This is a genomic window from Gracilimonas sp. BCB1 (genome assembly GCF_040117685.2).
Lineage (GTDB): Bacteria > Bacteroidota > Rhodothermia > Balneolales > Balneolaceae > Gracilimonas.
The window spans coordinates 551,251-570,203 of the sequence record NZ_JBEDYP020000012.1; the positions used below are offsets into that span (position 1 = coordinate 551,251).

Here is an 18,953-nt window from a genome sequence, read left to right on the forward strand (position 1 = left end):
ATTATACTTTACGCATGGGATTACTGATTTTTTATTTAATACTGGCTATTGGAGTTTCGTTTTTATGCTCTATCCTGGAAGCCGTACTACTTTCCATAACCCCATCATTTGTGGCGGTGCTGGAGCGGGAAGATGCTAAAAGCGGAAAGATACTACGGGACTTAAAGCAGGACATCGACCGACCGCTTTCTGCGATACTGAGTCTCAACACCATAGCGCATACAGTAGGAGCTGCGGGTGTGGGAGCACAGGCCCAGGTTGTATTTGGGAATGCTTATGTGAGCATAACTTCAGCTATACTCACGCTGTTGATTTTAGTGTTCTCCGAAATCATCCCTAAAACCCTTGGGGCTACCTACTGGAAAAAATTGTCCGGATTCGCAGCTCGTGTAACGAACGTGCTCATCTACATCACCTATCCGCTGGTACTTTTATCACAAGGAATCACCAAAGTTCTTTCCAGTGAAGACAAACAGCCTACGGTAAGCCGGGAGGAATTCAGTGCCATGGCGGATGTGGGATTTGAAGAGGGGGTTTTGAAGAAGGAGAGTCCAATATTTTTAAGAACCTCATTCGGTTTAGATCGCTCCGGGTCAAAGATATAATGACTCCTCGAATTGTAGTGGTGAAATTTCAGGAAGACCAAACCATACAGGAAATCCTTGATAATAAAGACGAATTGCGAGTCTCCCGGATGCCTGTTTTTGGGGATGATGAGGAAGATGTGACCGGATATGTATTGAAGAACGACTTGTACTACAACCTATCCGAAGATAACGGGGATAAGAAACTAAAAGAAATAAAGCGGGAGGTTTTGATAGTACCGGAAACCATTTCACTTAAAACACTTTTTGAACGCCTTCTGGAGAAGCAGGAACATATTGCTGTGGTGGTTGACGAGTACGGCGGTTTGTCGGGTGTTGTAACGATGGAAGACGTAGTAGAAACCCTGCTGGGTATGGAGATAGTGGATGAAATTGATGCCATCGAAGACATGCAGAAGCTGGCCCGCCAAAAGTGGAGAGAACGGGCTAAACGTCTGGGTATCGTTCTCCCCGATAAATTAAAGCAACAAGGCAAAAAAGTTTAAAAGAGCTTTTTGTGTATTCGCTGAGCAACTTCAATCAGCTCATCGTTATTCAACACCAGATTAAGAATTCGTTTTTCTTTACTGAACGAAATTAAATCCAGAGGCATATCTCCTACTATATCAAAGATTAGCTTATTTAGCTTTTGGGCTGAATTTATTGAGCAACCAATCAGGGTAAGTAGCCCTTTACCTCTTTCGAGACTCACATTTCCGATTTCAATAAATTCTTTGGAAAGGCTATCAAGGATGTTAAGATCAGACAGCGTGATGGTAACGGAAGCTTCAGTAGTGTTTACAGCATCTACAGCCAACCGGTGCTTTTCCAACACGGCAAATACCTTGGTTAGAAAAGAGTAACCCATCACCGTTTCATAGGCACTGATCGTGAGTGTGGCCATGTTCTGTTTGAACGACATAGCCAGCACATCCAGGTCGTGATGCGACTCCCGAATGATTTTAGTTCCGGGTGCTTCCGGTTCAAACATATTCTTCACATAAACAGGAATATTGCGTTCCTGAGCAGGTTTTAAGGTAGAGGGGTGGAGCACTTTAGCTCCGAAATAAGCCATTTCTGTTGCATCAAAATAGCTCATTTCATCCAGTGGTTTTGCTTCCGGTATGAACCGGGGATCACTGGTATAAATACCGCTTACGTCGGTCCAGATTTCTATGGTTTCAGCGTTCACCGCTCCGCCAATCAGGCTGGCGGTGTAATCCGATCCTTCAAAACCTAAGGTGGTAATGGTTTTCTGTGGCGATTCCCCATAAAAACCGCCAATGATAGGAATAAACCCATTTTCAAGAACGGTTTCCAGGGAACCACAACGCTGATTAATTTCTAAAAGGTTGGGATTTGCCTTCCCATACTCGGCATCTGTTTTAATGATTTTACGAGCCTCGATGTGTTGCGTCATCATACTGAGGGAAAGTCCGCACTGCGCCAGCAGGTATGAAGAAATCTGTTCGCCCATACCGGAGATGGCATCTTTCATCTGGGGAGTAAGCGTGCCCTGCCGTTCAGCATAGCTAAGTAATTTGTTAAGCTTGCTGATTTTAGCTTCTGTGTTTTTCCGGCAGCTGTCTTTGATCAGCTTATTCTTTTCGTGCGGATTCTCATTCAGGAAATCGTCAACAATCTTGTTATGTCGTTCCTTGATGTTATCAGAAATTTCCAGGGCTTCTTTTAGTTTACCCTGTCCGGCAAGTTCACCGGCTTCCACCAATTGTCGGGTGGTTTGTGCCGTTGCGGAAACAACCACAACCGGAAATTCATAATTGTTGATGATCTCTAATACCTGTTTCCAGGTTTTGTGGTCGGCCATTGATGTGCCGCCGAATTTGAGTACGTTGATCTGCATAAAAAGGCTTGTTGTAAATGAAGGGGTAAAAATAAGAGGATTCCCAGCCTATTCCATGCCAAATCCGGGAATAAGTTCCGTATTCTTTTTCCACAGAATCTCTAAAGCACAATTTAATTGAACACGGATAACACGGATTGGGCTGATGATCACGGAAAAGAGAATTAATACTATCTCTGCGACTATCCGCAAGATCTTCCTCATCCGCGTTCTATTCGTAAGGTGCTATTTATTTTCTGGGGCATTGAGTTTTGTGGCTAGATAAGATACTCGTCTGAAGAAACGGTATCTTTGTGATATGAGTAAAGAAAATCTACAAGTTGCGGTTATAGGCGGGGGAGCGGCCGGTTTTTTTAGTGCCATTTCCGCCAAACGTCATCATCCTGAAGCTAAAGTTACTATCTACGAAAAAACGGATAAGTTGCTTTCCAAAGTCCGCATTTCAGGAGGCGGAAGATGTAATGTAACTCACCATTGTTTTGATATAAGAGAACTGGTGAAATTTTATCCGAGAGGAGAACGTCCGCTTAAAAAAGCCTTCGGGGTATGGTCGCCAACCAACACCGTAGAGTGGTTTGAAAGCCGTGGAGTTGAGCTGAAGACCGAATCGGACGGTCGTATGTTCCCAACTACGGATGTTTCAGAGACCATCATTAGATGCCTGATGGAGGAAACTCAAAAATTGGGAATAGCCATCAAAACCAAGTCGAATATCAAAAGCATTGGAAAAAGTGAAGATGGATATGAGTTAGGATTCCATAGAGGCGGGCGTATATCTGCTGATAAAGTCATTGTAGCAACCGGTGGCAGTCCCCGCTCCAAAGGCTTTGACTGGCTTCGGGAGCTTGGTCATGACATCGAAGAACCCGTGCCTTCTCTGTTTACATTCAACATGCCGGATGAATCGATAAAGGAGTTAATGGGAGTAGTAGCAGAACCGGTTTCGGTTAAGATCATGGGTTCGAACCTGAGCAGCAGCGGGCCTCTACTTATCACACACTGGGGAATGAGCGGGCCGGCTATTCTGAAATTATCGGCTTTTGGGGCACGGGACTTTCATGACATGGATTATGAATTTAAGATATTGGTAAACTGGACAGGGGAAAGACCGGAGCAGGAAGTGCGGCGTATTTTGAAAGAGGTGGAAGACCATCATCCCAAAAAGAAAATTGCCAATGTGAATCCATTTGAGCTGCCCGGAAGACTTTGGGAATTCCTGCTGGGGAAACTCACTCTCGGGGATGATATGATCTGGCAAAATATGGGTAAGAAAAACATCAATCGGCTGGTACACATGCTCACCAATGATGTATATCAGGTTAAAGGGAAAACTACGTTTAAGGAAGAGTTTGTAACCTGTGGAGGGGTCAGTTTGCAGGACGTGGATATGAAAACCATGGAGAGCCGAAAATCACCGGATCTTTATTTTGCAGGGGAAGTTTTAGACATCGATGGGGTGACAGGCGGATTTAACTTTCAGGCTGCATGGACTACCGGTTTTATAGCCGGGAAGTTGGGGTAAGTACTAGTTCGATTCACCTAAATCATCCGAATAAACGGATGGGTTTGCCTCCCGAAGGTTGTAAGCACTTCGCATTACTTCTCCATAAGCTCCGGCGCTGCGAATGGCAATTAAATCGCCTCGTTGCACTTCCGGGATAGAAATGTCCTTACGAAAAGTATCGGAGCTTTCGCAAATAGGCCCAACAACATCATAGGTTTTTTCACCTTTCTTGCTGGTAAGCACATCGACGCGATGTTTGGCTTGATACAGAGCCGGTCGAATAAGTTCTGTCATCCCGGCATCAACGATAGAAAAGTTCTTAGCCTGACCTTCTTTTGTGTACAGAACACGGGTGATGAGGCTTCCGCACTGTCCAACAACCGAGCGTCCCAATTCGAAGTGCAGGCTCTGATGATCTTTAAGCTTAATGTTTTCTTCAAACAAACCGAAGAAACGCTCAAAGTCAGGAACAGAGTGATCGTTTGGATGATCATAATTGATGCCAAACCCGCCGCCCACATTAATTACAGTGAGTTTGAACCCTTTGTCTTCAATGTAATTATTAAGTGCATTGGCTTTGGAACACAGTTCTTCAAAAGGCGTGAATTTTTCTATTTGTGAACCGATGTGAAAGTGAATACCAACTAACTCCAGGTTATTCAGATCAGGAAATTTTTCCAGAACGGCATCCAGGTCCGATTCATTAATCCCAAACTTATTCTCATTTAGCCCGGTGGTGATGTATTTATGAGTATCAGCTTCCACATTCGGGTTTAGTCGCAAGGCCACCCGCGCTTTCTTTCCATGCTTTTCGGCCAGTTCATTCAGTACATCAAGTTCCTGAGTAGATTCACAGTTAAAGCAAAAAATATCGTGATTTAAACCAAGCTCGATTTCTTCATCACTCTTTCCAACTCCGGCAAAGGCAATTTCATCCGGAGAAAACCCTGAATCAATCGCTCTTTGTACTTCCCCTCCGCTCACACAGTCGGCACCCAGGCCTGCTTCCCTGATTATCTTTAGAATGCGTGTTTGGTTATTTGCCTTCAACGCAAAATGGACTTGAAATCCCTTTGAAATGGCATGTTCTTTAACCTGCTCAAGGGTATTACGAAGCACATCCAGGTCGTAGAAAAAGTAAGGGGTTTTAAATTTCTGCAGTGCAGAGATCACTTTGTCAGGAAACATGTTCTGATGTTATTGGAACTTAAATGTGTATTTGTCCGATATTCTAAAATCAACAGATATAAAAAAACCGTATCTGTCAATACGGCCAAAATTTTACTATATCTGCGATTGCGAAGATAAAGAAACTCTTTTTAAGTTGAAGAACTTATAATTGATCGGACTAATTATGAAAACCTATGGGAAAAGAGAATTTAGCGGAACTCCATGGAATTCTAATAAGGTTATGTTATAATGAAGATCAATAATATTAGTGGTGAACAAGCACAAGAAAAAGATTAGTGCTTTGATAGAAAACATGACTGAAAGAAAAATCGGAAATCTCCATATCCATGTAAAAAGGCTGGTATGGAAATCATATCTTATAAATAATAACCAAAATCCTCAGCCCGGATGCTTTGGTTAAGCCGAAATTGATCTTTATCTAATCGCATCTTCAAGTTGAACTCTTCCAAAAAATATATTTAACCAAACGAGTATGAAGCACGAAAAATTAGCAAAAGAATTAGGCCTCTCGGACGTATACGCTATTGCCACAGGAGCTATGTTCAGTTCAGGGTTTTTTCTTTTGCCCGGCCTGGCAGCTGCCGAAACAGGACCATCCGTATTTCTCGCTTATTTTGTTTCCGGGCTCATTGTGTTACCTACTATGTTTAGCGTAGCTGAATTGGCTACAGCCATGCCAAGAGCAGGGGGTACTTATTATATCATAGACCGTAGTCTTGGCCCGATGATAGGAACGATTGGAGGATATGGTTCCTGGCTGGCTTTGGTACTGAAAAGCGCGTTTGCGTTAATAGGGATGGGAGCCTACATCTCCATTTTCTTTGAAGTTCCCATTATTCCTGTGGCGATAATTCTGACTATTGTATTTGGGATTCTAAATGTGGTTGGGGCTAAAGAGACAACATTTTTACAGAAGGTTTTGGTTGCTGCCCTGGTAACTATTATGGCGTTCTATATTATTCAGGGTGTGTTCGCTGTTTTAAATATGGATATTGTGAAGATTACCAAAGAGCAATTCACTCCGTTCTTTATTGACGGGTATTATGGTTTCTTTGCAACTGTGGGTATGGTGTTTGTTTCCTATGCAGGGCTTACCAAAGTTGCCAGTATAGCCGAGGAGGTAAAGAACCCGGATCGAAATATTCCGTTGGGTATGTTTCTGGCTATTGCAACTGCCGTGGTTGTATATGTAATCGGAGTTTATATCATGGTGGCGTTGCTTGAGCCGGCAGCATTCCGGGAAGACTTAACACCTGTTGCCACCGCCGGTGAAGTGTTCCTGGATTGGCTGCCCGAACCTACAGGTTTGATTTTAGTGGTGATTGCTGCGGTTGCTGCTTTTGCCTCCACGGGTAATGCAGGCATTATGTCAGCTTCCCGGTATCCCATGGCGATGGCCCGCGATAAGCTGATCAATGAGCGTTTCGCCAAACTGAGCAAGCTTGGAACCCCTCTATGGTCGGTAGTTGCAACTGTGCTGCTGATGATTTTCTTCCTCGTTGCTTTTAATGTGGCAGAAGTGGCCAAGTTAGCCAGTGCATTTCAATTGTTGTTATTCGGTTTACTGAACCTTGCTGTAATTGTGATGCGGGAAAGTAAAATTGAGGAATACGATCCGGGCTTCAATTCACCGTTTTATCCCTGGATTCAGATCATTGGGATTATATTGTCGATTATACTAATTTTTGAAATGGGTGGACTTTCCATCCTCTTTACACTGGTTGTGAGTGTGTTTGGTATCATATGGTTCAAATACTATGCGGCCGATAAAGTAGATCGCCAGGGAGCTATTTTTCATGTCCATGCCCGTTTAGGAGAGAATAAAGATCAGGGGCTGGAGCACGAAATGAGAACCATTTTAAGAGAAAAAGGCCTTCGCCAGGAAGATCCTTACGAAGAAATGATTTCCCGGGCTCGTGTTCTGGAGTTTTCTTCTTCCACAAGCTATGATGAAATACTAAAAGCGGTAAGTGAAGATTTTGCCGAACAGCTGGGTAAAAATCCAAATGAGCTTTACGATATGCTTTCACAATTGGAAGAAGACCGGATCATTCCGATCGCAAAAGGTGTGGCGTTAAACCATGCGCGGATGAAAGAAAAGGTGGAACCCGAGATGGTATTGGTACGGGTAAAAGACGGGTTGGAAGTTGATAAACTTAAAAATCTGGATTCCAAAAAAGCCGGATCGGAAAAATTAAACTGCCTGTTATTCTTTATAAGCTCTGACGAAAACACCGGCCAGCATTTGAGGATTCTGGCTCATGTAGCTGAAATGGTAGGTACAAAGAACTTCCTCAGCCGATGGGTGAATGCTGAAAATGAAGCGGAGTTGAAAGAAATACTGCTTCGCGATGAACGCTTTATCCGACTCATTCTAAATCCGGATGATAAGACCGATGAGTTTATCGGGAAAATGATTAAGGATGTGTCATTGCCGGGGCAAAGTCTCATCACGATCATCCGCAGAAAAGATCAAATCAAGATACCTCATGGTATCACCGTACTTCAGGAAGGGGATGAACTATCTATCATCGGAGAGATTGAGGATATCAAAGAGCTGAAAAAACTGCTTAAGGAAAACTAAGCTTAGAGCAGTTTCTTGTTCAGCTTTTCAATGATCTCTTCAAAACTGAGAGACATTTCCTCGCTTTCCTTCATATTGCGAAGGGTGAATTTGCCTTCATTCAACTCATTATCGCCAACGATAAGGGTATAAAGGGCATTTTCACGATTCGCATCTTTCATCTGCGCTTTCATGGAACGGCTCATGTAGTCCATAGTAGCTGAAAGTCCGGCTTCTCTGGTTTTGGGAAGATGAGTTAGTGCCCACTTCCGGGCTGCATCACCCAGGGTTACAAAATACACGTCAACTTTCTTTTCCTCTGCAAGCTCGATGCCCAATTCTTCACAGGCAATCATCAGTCGTTCCATACCGGCCGCAAACCCTACAGCGGGAGTGGAAGGTCCACCCACTTCTTCAACCAGCAGGTCGTAACGGCCACCGCCGGCGAGTGCATCCTGGGAACCCAAATCAGGACTGGTGAGCTCAAAAGCAGTTCGGGTATAGTAATCCATGCCCCGAACCAGATGTGGATCCATCGTGTAGCTAATGCCAAGGTCGCCCAGGTAAGTTTTCACCTTTTCAAAATGCTCTTTGGATTCGTCATTCAGATAATCCTGAATCACCGGCGCTTTTTCGATGAAGGGCTGATCTTCCTCTTCTTTAGAATCCAAAATACGCATCGGGTTTTTCTCAAATCGCTTTTGAGAGAGCTCACTCATCTGATCAAGATTTGGCTTCAGATAATCACGCAAAGCTTCTTTATATGCTTCCCGGCTTTCCGGGTCGCCAACGGAGTTAAGCTTCAGGTCGAAATTCTTAATACCAATGCGCTGATAGATTCGCATCATAAAGGCGATGCATTCCACATCGGCAATAGGATCATCACTGCCCAGGATCTCCAGCCCAAACTGATGAAACTGCCGTTGCCGTCCTTTCTGGGGTTTTTCGGCCCGGAACATGGGCCCGATGTAATACAGCTTCTGAGAGCCGCCACGCTGCTGCATGTGATGTTCTACAAAAGCACGCACTACCGGCGCTGTAAGTTCAGGCCGTAATACATAGTGGCTGTCTCCTTTCTCAAAAGCAAAAATCTCTTTGGATACAATATCCGTGAGTTGCCCCACGCCCCTGACAATCAGCTCCGTTTGCTCCATAATGGGAGTGCGAATTTCTTCGAAGTTAAACCGGGCGGCTTCTTCATGTATAATCTGTTCAAGTGCTCTCCATTTAGGGGATTCATCAGGAAGGATATCCACCATTCCGAGGTGGGTAGTGTATTTGGGTTTGGGCATTGCTGAAATTAATTGGTAATTACTTACAAATAATTGAACCTAAAGATAAGGTTCATGTGGATGAATTTCTGTACAATAAGTACCTTGAAAAAATTAACATGTGATAAAGAATCAATCTCAAGAACAGCTATTATGAATTATAGATCATTGCACAAGTAGATGTCTCTATCTCAAAAAGCTTTAGGTGGGGTGCTTTGGGCCTCGGTTGAAAAATTTGGTGGGAAGTTTATTCATTTTGTCACCACATTGGTGCTAGCCAGAATTTTACTACCTGAAGATTTTGGCATCGTTGCCATGATTTCCATTTTCTTTGCTATTTCACGTATTCTGATAGACAGTGGATTTAGTCAGGCGCTGATTAGAGAAGACTTTATTTCTGAAGAGGACAAAACAACTACTTTTTATATAAACCTGATAATTGCTGTAGCTTTATTTACCGGGCTTTGGTTCACGGCACCTTTAATTAGCAGGTTTTTTAATGAACCGGTTTTGATTAATCTGACTCGTTTTATGGCTTTTATGCCAATCTTTTTTTCCCTCACCTTGATACAAAGAGCATATTATTCCCATAAGATTAACTTTAAAACGCAGGCTAAAATAAACCTGACTGCCTCAGTCTTAAGTAGTTTCTCAGCAATAGCTTTAGCTATTTATGGTTTTGGCGTTTGGGCAATTGCTGCGCAGCAGGTTGCTTCAGCATTTGTTACTTCATTTTTGTTTTGGGGGGTTAATCCATGGATGCCAAAAGGGTTCATAAAGCCTGAGTCCTTTAAAAAACTATTTAAATTCGGATCTAGTCTGATGTTTTCAGGATTGATTTCAGCAGTTTATAATGAAATTTATAAAGTAATTATAGGTCGAATTTACAACCCAGCACTATTAGGATTTTATTCTCAGGCCGAGAATATCAAAGATGTAGTTTCCAAGAACTTAATCAACGTGATGGTGAATGTTACATACCCGGTATTGTCTAAGATTAAGGAAGATCTGAACAGGCTTAAGGATGGGTACAAAAAAGTACTTCAGGTAATATCGTACCTTATTTTTCCGACCATGATAGGATTAATCCTTGTGGCAGAGCCAATGATAATTACTTTCATCGGAGAAAAATGGTTAAGAAGCGTTCCGATTTTGCAGGTGCTGGCATTGCTTGGGCTAATCCATCATATGCATGTGATTAACCTAAATATTCTGAAAGTGCTTGGCCGTTCTGATTTAATTCTGAGACTGGAAATCATAAAAAAGACAGGTGTAACGATTGCAATCATCATTGGGTTAAAATTTGGATTTTGGGGGTTGGTAGTAGCCCAGGTCGTTAGTTCATATTTGTCGTTATTTGTGAATATGATTTATACATCAAAACTTATTGAATACAAGAAAATGGAACAGGTAATGGATGTATTGCCAATAATTATGTACAGTGTGCCCATGGCTCTCACGGTTGGATTCTTAGACTTTATTGATTTCCGGTTTGAATTTATCCGGCTGGCAGTTCTTGTGAGCAGCGGAATAATTATTTATCTGGGAACCTCTTTATTGTTAAAGCCAAAGCCTTTTAGGGAAATGATTTACATACTACGGCCCAAATTTCCAATTTTTAAAAAAATTAAAGTATGATACCGGTTACAAAACCATTCATGCCTCCGAAAAAGGAGTATGAAGACTATCTGAAAGGGATTTGGGAGAGGGAATACATAACCAATAATGGCCCATTGGTAAGGCAGCTGGAAGCGAAGCTAAAGGAGTATTTGAACACGAAAAACGTACTGTTTACTTCCAATGGAACCATAGCTTTACAAATTGCCATAAAGGCACTTGACCTGAAGGGGGAAATTATAACAACTCCATTTTCTTATGTAGCCACAACCTCCAGTATTGTTTGGGAAGGGTGTACACCTGTTTTTGTAGATATCGAGCCGAACACTCTTAATATAAATCCTGCGCTAATTGAGGCATCTATAACAGAAAAAACTTCTGGCATACTTGCAACTCATGTATTCGGTAATCCTTGTGATATTGATTCAATCAAAAGTATTGCCGACAAATATAATTTGAAGGTGATCTATGATGCGGCACATTGTTTTGGGAGTTTATACAAGGACAAATCAGTGTTTGAATATGGTGATATTAGCACTGCCAGCTTCCATGCAACTAAACTATTTCACACTGTAGAAGGAGGCGGGATCTTTTCTGACGATGATGAACTTATTCAGAAAATGGAGTACATGAGGAATTTTGGACATGCAGGTTTTGGAAAGTTTAACGGCATTGGTATAAATGGAAAGAATTCAGAATTTCATGCAGCGATGGGTCTATGTAATTTAAATTTTATGAATGAAGTTTTGGAAAAACGTAAACATCAATGCCTTAGATACGATGATTTATTGCAGAACATACCATTGAAAAGGATTTCTATCGAAAATGATGCTCTATGGAACTACTCCTATTATCCGGTAATTTTTAATACTCGGGAAAAAGCATTAGAAGCGAAGAAAAAACTTGAGGAAAATGAGATTTATCCAAGAAGGTATTTTTATCCAAGTTTGGAGAACCTGGATTATGTTGAAACCGTGAAAATGAAGATCTCGAATGATATTTCAGAGCGAATTTTGTGTTTACCACTTTTTCATGAACTAAAAGAGGAACATCAACTACACATAGGTCAAATTTTAACCAGCATATGAGAATATTAATAAGCGGTGCTTGCGGAGTAACTTCGAGAGCTATTGCCAGATCTATTAAAGTAAGTGAAAAATATAGAGAGGCAACCATAATAGGTACTGATATTTGTGAGAATACATATGGTCTTTATGAAGGGTTGTATGAAAGAATTTGGAGAGTACCACATGTGCGGGATGCGAAGTATTCAGATACTTTTATAAAGATTTTGGAGGAAGAAAAAATTGACCGCGTAATACTGATTCCTGAATTGGAAGTGCTTTATTGGTCAAATAATGAGCTGCCGGCTAAGCTATTGAAAACACCGCCGAAGTTTTCTGAAATTGCAATAAGTAAGGAGAAACTGTACAAGGTGTTGGGGGAGACAAATCTGATCCCAATGTCACAGATTGTTACTGCAGAAGAAATTAAATCCGATAGATATTTACCGAACTTAGATTACCCTTTTTGGATGCGGTCAGTGTCAGAAGGTTCAACCAGTGGCAAAGGGTCAATGCTTATCGAAAACCCTGATTATCTGAAAGCCTGGAAAACCATTAATCAAGAAGCTGATAAAGCAATGGCAGCAGAATATTTACCGGGAAGAAATATTGCAGTTCATCTTCTGTATAAACAAGGAGTGCTTCATAAGGTGGGATGCTATGAAAGGCTTGAGTATTTTAAAAAGGATGTTTCATTAAGCGGCATAACAGGCAATATTTGTAAAGGGAAACTGATAAACGATGAGACGGCGGTTGAGGTAGCAAAAAAAGCTATTGAAGAGATATGCCGGCATACCGGTGAGGCTATGAATGGACTTGTAGCTGTAGACTTAAAAGGCTCTAAAGATAACAGGCCGTTGGTTACTGAAATAAATTTGAGACATGTAGCAGCTACATCATCTTTTGCTTTAGGTGGGTTTAATCTAACAGAGTACCAACTGGATTTAATGGATCCTGATTTTCAAGGGTTTGAAAGTGAAAAAGAAAAACGCTGGCCGGCTAATAACCAAATTCTACGAGATATTGATGGCAACCCGATTTGGGTTGATGATTACACTATTCCGGATATAGGACATAGCCTATAACGCAACAGGGCTTAGTTAGGATCTATATCCTTAATTTTTTGAAGTAGCTTATTAAATTGGCTCTGTAAGTAATTTGGGCCAAACCATTTAATAAGCAGGTCTTTGTTTTGTTTTTTTTCTTGGTTACTTAGTTCAAGCTCAGGATTGAAGTCCGAGACATTCAGGATTTTAAATCCTTTTTGGCTTAGGTCTTTGTAGTGATCTGCTTTCGGGTTCAGAAATAGAGTGGTTTCAAACCAAAAGGCTAAAAGAATATTTCCCATTGCCTGTTGCCTGCAATGATTCATTATAACAGACCGGCAATTCGAAAAAATGCTCATATAGTCATCAAGTGGTAGCCGGTTTTCTATTATTTGAGCTTGATCATGAAGCTTTTTGAATGCGTATTCCTTTATGAGTTGAGCATATTTTTCCTTCCCATAAGTCAGAGGAATATAAACGGAAAGGTCGTTTAAGCTGAAATTTGATAACAGATCAATAGCTTCAATATGGTTATTAGTGAATGAAGCTGAGTTCCCTACCAAGATATTTTTTCGAGGCTGGGTTGAATCAACCTCAGGTTGTTTAAAAAAAACGTTATTAACGTAATTAACATTAAAAACTTCAGCATCAATCGGATACTTGGCTTTCAAGTTGTCGTAATCTCCCTGAACCACAGGAACTATAACGTGTGCTTTTTGTATGGCCTTTAACACGCTTCTATTAGGGGGTAGAAAATCGTTAAACCTACCTAAAGCTTTCTGCAGAATATTCTTAAGCTGATTTAAGTTAGTTAGCCCTGTTTTATAGTATGCCTTTCTTGTTTTTTGCAGAAGGAAATCGTTCCGGAATCTTCCAAGGTCATATAAATCCTGCCCCCAGCAAAACCAAACAATTTTTTTAGGTTCATCCAGATTGTTTATAAAGGATGCTATATGTTCATTCAAAAAATGGGCAAATATGACTTCAGCCTCGTTAATGTGTTTCCACAAAATTTCATCAGAAACTTCATTCTTTTGAATGTCATAGTATTGTTTCTCTTTGACTATAAATATTTTATGACCGGTGTTGCTGCCAATTAGATTTTGCAGAGAAAACCTGACATAAGAGTCGATAATAAGATGGACGCATTTTTGAGGCATAACCAGTTAGAAAAATTAAGGAGTCGAATTGACGATAAAATAGAAAAGGGTTGACTTAACCTACTAGTTCTTTTGCCGAAATAAGAGACTGTGTTAAGAAATTGGATTTTGTTATTTCAAAGTAAGGTGTTTGAACTCCTCCAAAACCCCGAAAAAATCGTTCAACTGATTCAATCATTGACCCTTCAAAATCAAACCTCTTTGTTTTATCAGAGGCAAATTTAATGGCCTCATACATTAAAAAACTGGCGGCTCCGCTTGTTCGGTACTCGGGATTAGCTCCGCCTATCAGATAATATGCAGATTGTTCATCCCAAATCAGGTACATTGCTGAATGTAAATTGCCATGCTTATCCTTGGCCAGGAAAATTTTCCTGGCATTATGTTCTGCACATGCATTATCGATACGAATAAAGTCTTCGTAATTGGTCTGTACTTCCTGGCCTTTATGTTCAAAGTTTAAATTCCAAAGATCCCACATTACATTGGGATCATCCGTCACCTCTAAATGTACAACATCGCTGGCTTTCTTAATCTCTCTCCGTATGTTACCCTGCATATTATCCCAAATCTTATCAGGGTTGCTGATATCTTCAAGTACATATGTGTACCTGGTAGTTTGTTTGAAACCGTTCCAATAAAATGGCAGCCAGTTTTTTTGGGAGTAGTGAAATCGTTGCCGAAAGAAATGAAACTTGGGAAGCTTATCTATGAGCTCATTTAAAAGTTCTTTTTCTTTTGATAGTTGTGTTGAATACTTGCCAGGCAAAGGCTTGATCCAAGGCCCCAGAGTTTGAGTTAACGGCGGCATTGTTATTAGATTCATGCCGAATTTCTTTTTAATTATATACGGCATTGAAGCAAAGACCTGCCCGCCTTTTTCAACTTTAACGATATTCCAGTGCCCCGGGGCAACAGCCTCTAACCACCAAGGTTGATGGAAAATGCAAGTATTCTCTGACATGGAGTTTGACGACATTATAAATTAATTCTTTTTGATATAGTTAATTAGGGAGTTGTATAAGGCTTTATCTATTTTTATCTCGGATCTTTTTTCAAACCGGGATTGAGGGGCACTCACTTTTCTTACTTGGACATGTTGTTGATGTAGAAAGTTCTTTACATCAACAATGATCTTTTCAGGAGAATTACAGAAGTCCTCATATTGAATATGAAAAAAAGGTGTGTCCGGGTATTGCTTTTCAGCGTCACTAATCAGTTCATAAGTGCTTCTTATTTGGTGTACAACTTGCTTTTCGGGTGAAAGCGGCAGTAACTCTTCAATGTTTGGCGGCCGTAATGAAAACCAGGAAGTGTAGTTTCCCGTCATTTTTTTTCTGGCCTCAAGGATTGAGTGCGCCATGTCTTTTTCTTCGCGGTGAATGACAATGAAAACCGCTTCAGGAATAGTTTCAATTAAGGGTTTTAGTCGTAAAACCGAAACAAGGTTTTTAAAGAGTACGGGTTTGCCTGAAGCTTTTAGGAAAGCATGTAAAGCAATACGTAATTCTTTCTTTTTTGATGTTCCGACCGAGTCAACGTATTGAGGCATTCGCCGAAAAAACCTGTACCAAAATTCACCACATTCACTGGGGGCATATCGGCCTTTGGTAAAACCCAGTTGTGAATTATAGACAGGATTACTTCTGAATTTGTCAGGTGCGTTGGTAATACGTTCAATTAGCCAGGGAGCACCAAATAAAAAGCAGTGTAGGTTAGATAAGTAAGCCAAATCGAGCGTGCTTACTAAGTTTTGATAAATAAGAGTTGAACCACATCTTGGAGCTCCAAGGATAAAAACCGGACGGCTGGGTAACATTTCCTCGGGGCTTCTTACTTGTAATTTTTCAAGAAACTTTAAGCTTCTGTTAAAGAATAAATAAGCTTTATAAGGTAGTTTTCTTAGGTTCATTTTCTATTAATCTAACATGCTTACTGAACTGGAAGGAATTTATTTAGTCTGCATTCTTAAGCAATTGAATCGTTTTCCTGCCAGTTCTGAAATCAGCCGTTCTCTTCTTGAGTAATTCTATAAGGTGAATATATTTTTCGCGCCAACCTTTAAATTTGTAATCAGTAAAATAGCTGTTATGCCACAGAATGCTTAAAACTCCGCCAAAACGCTCAGTTTCATCTATAAGTATATTTATTTGCCGTTCCAACTCATTACCAGGTATGCGCCCCATATAATTTTTATCACGTAAGGTCGTATCCATCAATGTGAGAGGTATTTGGTAATGTTGATATGCTCTGCCGGTTTTGAAATTGAAAGGTCTGAAGGGAAAGCAAAAACCATTTCTAAAACCAATTTGTTCTGCAAATCCATTAGAGCAACTATATGATAACCCTGCTTTTTCGATAATAGCGGGTGTTACAGAGGAATCAATTTTAAGAAAATGGAACCGATTACCGGTAATATCTATGTCAAATTTTTGGAGTTCATTCTCAAGTTGACCTTCTATCAATCCGGATCCTAAGCTACCATGAATACCTATTTCAGAACCAGCATTTCGGATTGTATTGAAAGCTGTTTGCACATCTTTCAGTTTGTAGTCAGCATTGTTATTCCCATATTCGGTTAAAAAGAAAAAAGTAGAAGAAACACCAAGTTCTTTTTCAAGGGCCACAATTTCTTCAATGTTATTCCAGTCATCTTTTGCTCTTAGTCTTTGAACCATGATTCGGGAAGCACTTAAAAAGCGGCCTTCCTTAATTTCCGAAAAAGCATCTTTTACCCAGCCCCGATTAATGCTGTCTATATCGTGAGAAAGAAAGACACTCAAGTTTGATTTCTCTTTTAACCTGTTAGAAATATTTTTCTCAGCTTGCCGGATTGCAGTTTTAAGAATATCGAAATAATAATTAACTACGGGGATAAGTGGAAAATCATGCTGGTATTGAATACTGTTCCGGTATTCAAACCGGCCGTGAAGGTCTTTTTCCGATTGATGAATTTCCTGCCACGAACTTAAAAAGAAAAATGAGGAAGCTATTATATCATAATTGATGTAAATCCTGCCGTTTTTGTTTTCTATTAGCTCACTTGAGTCTTCATTATCAAACAAAAAGGGTAGTTCTTTGTCTCGCCAAAGCTTCCAGGTAAATTTTTGTGGGATTGGGTCTTTACCGTCAAAAAAATTTATTTTACCGGTCAATATAATGATGTCACCATCATCATTGCCATAAGAGATTTTAGGACAATCTTTACATTTATATATAGAAAAGAAAACATCAAGAATATACTCTTTGATTACATCAGGCTGTTTCATCGAATCGAAAAAAGTAGATTTTAAAACATTATTAAGTTAACCAAATAATTGATTATTAATAACCCATGTAGAGTAAGCCGGTGGAATCTTTTCTTTTTAGTTGATCCCTTTATTAACTTGCTCAAAATTTAACTTCATACCTTATAATGTCATTTACCGGAATTAAAAAAGTATTGGTTTTGGCCCCTCATACCGATGATGCCGAGCTGGGATGCGGGGGTACGCTTGCCAGATTTCATGAAGAAGGAATTGAAATTTATGTAGCCGCTTTTTCGACAGCCCGTGCTTCTGTACCGGAAGGCTCTGATCCTGATATTCTCAGAAAAGAGTTTATAGCCTCCATGGATATCCTGGGAGTACCTGAAGATCGGTATTTTATTTACGAATACGAGGTAAGAAAACTTTCCTATTTCCGGCAGGAAGTATTGGAAGAAATGGTACGGCTCAGAAATGATATTCAACCCGATTTGGTGTTGTTGCCATCTGGCAATGATGTGCATCAGGATCATCAGGTGGTATTTAATGAAGGGCTTCGGGCGTTTAAGGAATGCAGTATTTGGGGATATGAGCTGCCATGGAATCACGTTGACTTCTCCACGCAAGCTTTTGTTACGTTAAGCAGGCAGCAGATGGATAAAAAATGGGAGATGATGTCGGTGTATGAATCGCAGCTCATAAAAAACCGAAATTACTTCACAAGAGATTTCATTGAAGGACTAGCCAGAGTCAGGGGTGTTCAGGTAAAAGAAGACTTTGCTGAATCGTTTGAAGTGGTTCGTTTGAAAATTTGATAAGCCTCTCGGTTCCGGTTTGTGACATTATTGACTTAAAAAAACGATATCTTTGGCAGGCTGAAATTCACTTGAAGAACAAAATGATCACAACGACAATTTTACGGCTTTAATGTCAGCGCTGATGGATAGAATTACTTTCAACGAACTTACTGATATACTTTCTGTCGATTACGAAATTCATGGTAATTCAGAAGTAGATTATATTGATAATTTCAAAAGCATTACAGATGCTGATGAGCATTCAATTGTTTGGTGCAGCCCCTCAGGAGATAATAAACAGCAATTAGTAAAAGAAACTTCTGCGCGTGTTGTTATCTGTGACAAATCAATTCATCTTACTCAGGAATTGTTGAACCACAAGTGTTTTATTATCGTCAATAACCCAAAATTAGTGTATAGCAGATTACTTCGGGCTGTTGTTTATGCTGACTTTTCTCCGGGTATTCATGAGACAGCTGTTGTGCATGAGGAAGCTCAGATTTCTGATTCCGTGTATATTGGCCCAAACACATATATCGGGAAATGTACAATTGGGGATAACACCATTTTGCACGGTAATAACTTTGTTTACGATGGGACGGTAATTGGGAATGATGTAGTGATTGAAGCCGGCGCCATTTTAGGTGCCGAAGGCTTTGGTCTGGCTAAAGATGAAGATGGAAGCTGGGAGCGAATGCCTCATATTGGCGGGTTGGAAATTCACGACCGGGTGGAAATCGGAGCAGGAACTACCATAGATCGTGGCACAATGGATAATACCGTTATTGGTGCAGGTACTAAAATATCTAAGTCTGCTCATGTTTCCCATAATGTGAGAATCGGGAAAAATTGTATCATTACCGGATGTGTAGCCATCTCGGGTTCTACCACAATTGGCGATAACGTTTGGATAAGTCCGAATGCTACTTTGCTCAACAAACTAACAATCGGGAATGATGTGTTTATCTCAGTCGGTGCCACTGTAACGCAAGATATTAAAGACGGTTATCAGGCTTTAGGGAGAAAGGTATTACCCAGGTCATGAAA

General features: G+C 40.5%; 16 protein-coding genes. 9 read left to right on the forward strand and 7 right to left on the reverse strand.

Annotated features, from left to right (window positions below):
• The first annotated feature begins 14 nt into the window (after positions 1 to 14).
• Positions 15 to 605 carry a CNNM domain-containing protein gene (locus tag ABFW99_RS08870; RefSeq protein ID WP_440707479.1) on the forward strand — a complete coding sequence of 197 codons (591 nt, stop codon included), beginning with the start codon at positions 15 to 17 and terminating at the stop codon, positions 603 to 605.
• Complete coding sequence (locus ABFW99_RS08875; RefSeq protein WP_440707480.1) at positions 605 to 1,090, forward strand: CBS domain-containing protein; 486 nt, start codon at positions 605 to 607, stop codon at positions 1,088 to 1,090. The genes ABFW99_RS08870 and ABFW99_RS08875 overlap by 1 nt, the downstream gene beginning before the upstream one ends.
• On the opposite strand, the gene ABFW99_RS08880 is transcribed toward ABFW99_RS08875, so the two are convergent.
• Positions 1,087 to 2,448: an aspartate kinase gene (locus ABFW99_RS08880; protein WP_349353666.1), complete on the reverse strand. Its 1,362-nt coding sequence runs from the start codon at positions 2,446 to 2,448 to the stop codon at positions 1,087 to 1,089. The two genes, ABFW99_RS08875 and ABFW99_RS08880, sit on opposite strands and share 4 nt — an antisense overlap.
• Before the next feature lie 298 nt (positions 2,449 to 2,746).
• Between ABFW99_RS08880 and ABFW99_RS08885 the strand changes: the two genes are divergently transcribed.
• Positions 2,747 to 3,970 (forward strand): NAD(P)/FAD-dependent oxidoreductase, encoded by a 1,224-nt coding sequence (locus ABFW99_RS08885; RefSeq protein ID WP_349353667.1) that lies wholly within the window; start codon positions 2,747 to 2,749, stop codon positions 3,968 to 3,970.
• A 3-nt stretch (positions 3,971 to 3,973) separates the two neighbouring features.
• Here the strand turns inward: ABFW99_RS08885 and lysA are convergent, their stop codons facing one another.
• Complete coding sequence (gene lysA / locus ABFW99_RS08890; RefSeq protein WP_349353668.1) at positions 3,974 to 5,140, reverse strand: diaminopimelate decarboxylase; 1,167 nt, start codon at positions 5,138 to 5,140, stop codon at positions 3,974 to 3,976.
• Between the two features lie 475 nt (positions 5,141 to 5,615).
• Between lysA and ABFW99_RS08895 the strand changes: the two genes are divergently transcribed.
• Positions 5,616 to 7,727, forward strand: coding sequence for an amino acid permease (locus tag ABFW99_RS08895; RefSeq protein ID WP_349353669.1), 2,112 nt, complete (start codon positions 5,616 to 5,618; stop codon positions 7,725 to 7,727).
• 2 nt (positions 7,728 to 7,729) lie between these two features.
• Here the strand turns inward: ABFW99_RS08895 and hisS are convergent, their stop codons facing one another.
• On the reverse strand, positions 7,730 to 8,998 hold the full coding sequence (gene hisS / locus ABFW99_RS08900) for a histidine--tRNA ligase (RefSeq protein ID WP_349353670.1): 1,269 nt from the start codon (positions 8,996 to 8,998) through the stop codon (positions 7,730 to 7,732).
• A gap of 159 nt (positions 8,999 to 9,157) precedes the next feature.
• On the opposite strand from hisS, the gene ABFW99_RS08905 reads away from it, so the two are divergent.
• Genes ABFW99_RS08905 through ABFW99_RS08915 form a run of 3 tightly spaced genes read left to right on the forward strand, consistent with a single transcriptional unit; the run spans position 9,158 to position 12,743 of the window.
• A complete protein-coding gene (locus ABFW99_RS08905) occupies positions 9,158 to 10,615 on the forward strand; it encodes a lipopolysaccharide biosynthesis protein (protein ID WP_349353671.1) in 1,458 nt (485 codons plus the stop codon).
• Complete coding sequence (locus tag ABFW99_RS08910; protein WP_349353672.1) at positions 10,612 to 11,682, forward strand: DegT/DnrJ/EryC1/StrS family aminotransferase; 1,071 nt, start codon at positions 10,612 to 10,614, stop codon at positions 11,680 to 11,682. The genes ABFW99_RS08905 and ABFW99_RS08910 overlap by 4 nt, the downstream gene beginning before the upstream one ends.
• Positions 11,679 to 12,743, forward strand: coding sequence for a hypothetical protein (locus ABFW99_RS08915; protein ID WP_349353673.1), 1,065 nt, complete (start codon positions 11,679 to 11,681; stop codon positions 12,741 to 12,743). Before ABFW99_RS08910 ends, ABFW99_RS08915 begins: the two co-directional genes overlap by 4 nt.
• Positions 12,744 to 12,754: 11 nt before the next feature.
• On the opposite strand, the gene ABFW99_RS08920 is transcribed toward ABFW99_RS08915, so the two are convergent.
• From ABFW99_RS08920 to ABFW99_RS08935, 4 genes are all read right to left on the reverse strand, one after another.
• Positions 12,755 to 13,864 carry a TDP-N-acetylfucosamine:lipid II N-acetylfucosaminyltransferase gene (locus ABFW99_RS08920; RefSeq protein WP_349353674.1) on the reverse strand — a complete coding sequence of 370 codons (1,110 nt, stop codon included), beginning with the start codon at positions 13,862 to 13,864 and terminating at the stop codon, positions 12,755 to 12,757.
• 55 nt (positions 13,865 to 13,919) lie between these two features.
• Positions 13,920 to 14,690 carry a GNAT family N-acetyltransferase gene (locus ABFW99_RS08925; protein ID WP_349353675.1) on the reverse strand — a complete coding sequence of 257 codons (771 nt, stop codon included), beginning with the start codon at positions 14,688 to 14,690 and terminating at the stop codon, positions 13,920 to 13,922.
• A gap of 159 nt (positions 14,691 to 14,849) precedes the next feature.
• A complete protein-coding gene (locus ABFW99_RS08930) occupies positions 14,850 to 15,776 on the reverse strand; it encodes a sulfotransferase (RefSeq protein ID WP_349353676.1) in 927 nt (308 codons plus the stop codon).
• Between the two features lie 43 nt (positions 15,777 to 15,819).
• A complete protein-coding gene (locus ABFW99_RS08935; RefSeq protein WP_349353677.1) occupies positions 15,820 to 17,133 on the reverse strand; it encodes a DUF7033 domain-containing protein in 1,314 nt (437 codons plus the stop codon).
• A gap of 146 nt (positions 17,134 to 17,279) precedes the next feature.
• Here ABFW99_RS08935 and ABFW99_RS08940 point away from each other — a divergent pair, with 146 nt between their 5' ends.
• Together ABFW99_RS08940 and ABFW99_RS08945 are read left to right on the forward strand one after the other, a co-directional pair.
• A complete protein-coding gene (locus ABFW99_RS08940; protein WP_349353678.1) occupies positions 17,280 to 17,924 on the forward strand; it encodes a PIG-L deacetylase family protein in 645 nt (214 codons plus the stop codon).
• A gap of 124 nt (positions 17,925 to 18,048) precedes the next feature.
• Positions 18,049 to 18,951, forward strand: coding sequence for a UDP-3-O-(3-hydroxymyristoyl)glucosamine N-acyltransferase (locus ABFW99_RS08945; RefSeq protein WP_349353679.1), 903 nt, complete (start codon positions 18,049 to 18,051; stop codon positions 18,949 to 18,951).
• Positions 18,952 to 18,953: the final 2 nt, after the last annotated feature.

Excerpts from the sequence above, each read along its gene's own strand:
- hisS (WP_349353670.1), bottom strand. The coding sequence starts at position 8,998 with ATGCCCAAACCCAAATACACTACCCACCTCGGAATGGTGGATATCCTT.
- ABFW99_RS08925 (WP_349353675.1), bottom strand. The coding sequence starts at position 14,690 with ATGAATCTAATAACAATGCCGCCGTTAACTCAAACTCTGGGGCCTTGG.
- ABFW99_RS08920 (WP_349353674.1), bottom strand. The coding sequence starts at position 13,864 with ATGCCTCAAAAATGCGTCCATCTTATTATCGACTCTTATGTCAGGTTT.
- ABFW99_RS08915 (WP_349353673.1), top strand. The coding sequence starts at position 11,679 with ATGAGAATATTAATAAGCGGTGCTTGCGGAGTAACTTCGAGAGCTATT.
- ABFW99_RS08875 (WP_440707480.1), top strand. The coding sequence starts at position 605 with ATGACTCCTCGAATTGTAGTGGTGAAATTTCAGGAAGACCAAACCATA.
- ABFW99_RS08930 (WP_349353676.1), bottom strand. The coding sequence starts at position 15,776 with ATGAACCTAAGAAAACTACCTTATAAAGCTTATTTATTCTTTAACAGA.
- ABFW99_RS08885 (WP_349353667.1), top strand. The coding sequence starts at position 2,747 with ATGAGTAAAGAAAATCTACAAGTTGCGGTTATAGGCGGGGGAGCGGCC.
- ABFW99_RS08945 (WP_349353679.1), top strand. The coding sequence starts at position 18,049 with ATGGATAGAATTACTTTCAACGAACTTACTGATATACTTTCTGTCGAT.
- ABFW99_RS08895 (WP_349353669.1), top strand. The coding sequence starts at position 5,616 with ATGAAGCACGAAAAATTAGCAAAAGAATTAGGCCTCTCGGACGTATAC.
- ABFW99_RS08870 (WP_440707479.1), top strand. The coding sequence starts at position 15 with ATGGGATTACTGATTTTTTATTTAATACTGGCTATTGGAGTTTCGTTT.
- lysA (WP_349353668.1), bottom strand. The coding sequence starts at position 5,140 with ATGTTTCCTGACAAAGTGATCTCTGCACTGCAGAAATTTAAAACCCCT.
- ABFW99_RS08935 (WP_349353677.1), bottom strand. The coding sequence starts at position 17,133 with ATGAAACAGCCTGATGTAATCAAAGAGTATATTCTTGATGTTTTCTTT.
- ABFW99_RS08880 (WP_349353666.1), bottom strand. The coding sequence starts at position 2,448 with ATGCAGATCAACGTACTCAAATTCGGCGGCACATCAATGGCCGACCAC.
- ABFW99_RS08940 (WP_349353678.1), top strand. The coding sequence starts at position 17,280 with ATGTCATTTACCGGAATTAAAAAAGTATTGGTTTTGGCCCCTCATACC.
- ABFW99_RS08910 (WP_349353672.1), top strand. The coding sequence starts at position 10,612 with ATGATACCGGTTACAAAACCATTCATGCCTCCGAAAAAGGAGTATGAA.
- ABFW99_RS08905 (WP_349353671.1), top strand. The coding sequence starts at position 9,158 with ATGTCTCTATCTCAAAAAGCTTTAGGTGGGGTGCTTTGGGCCTCGGTT.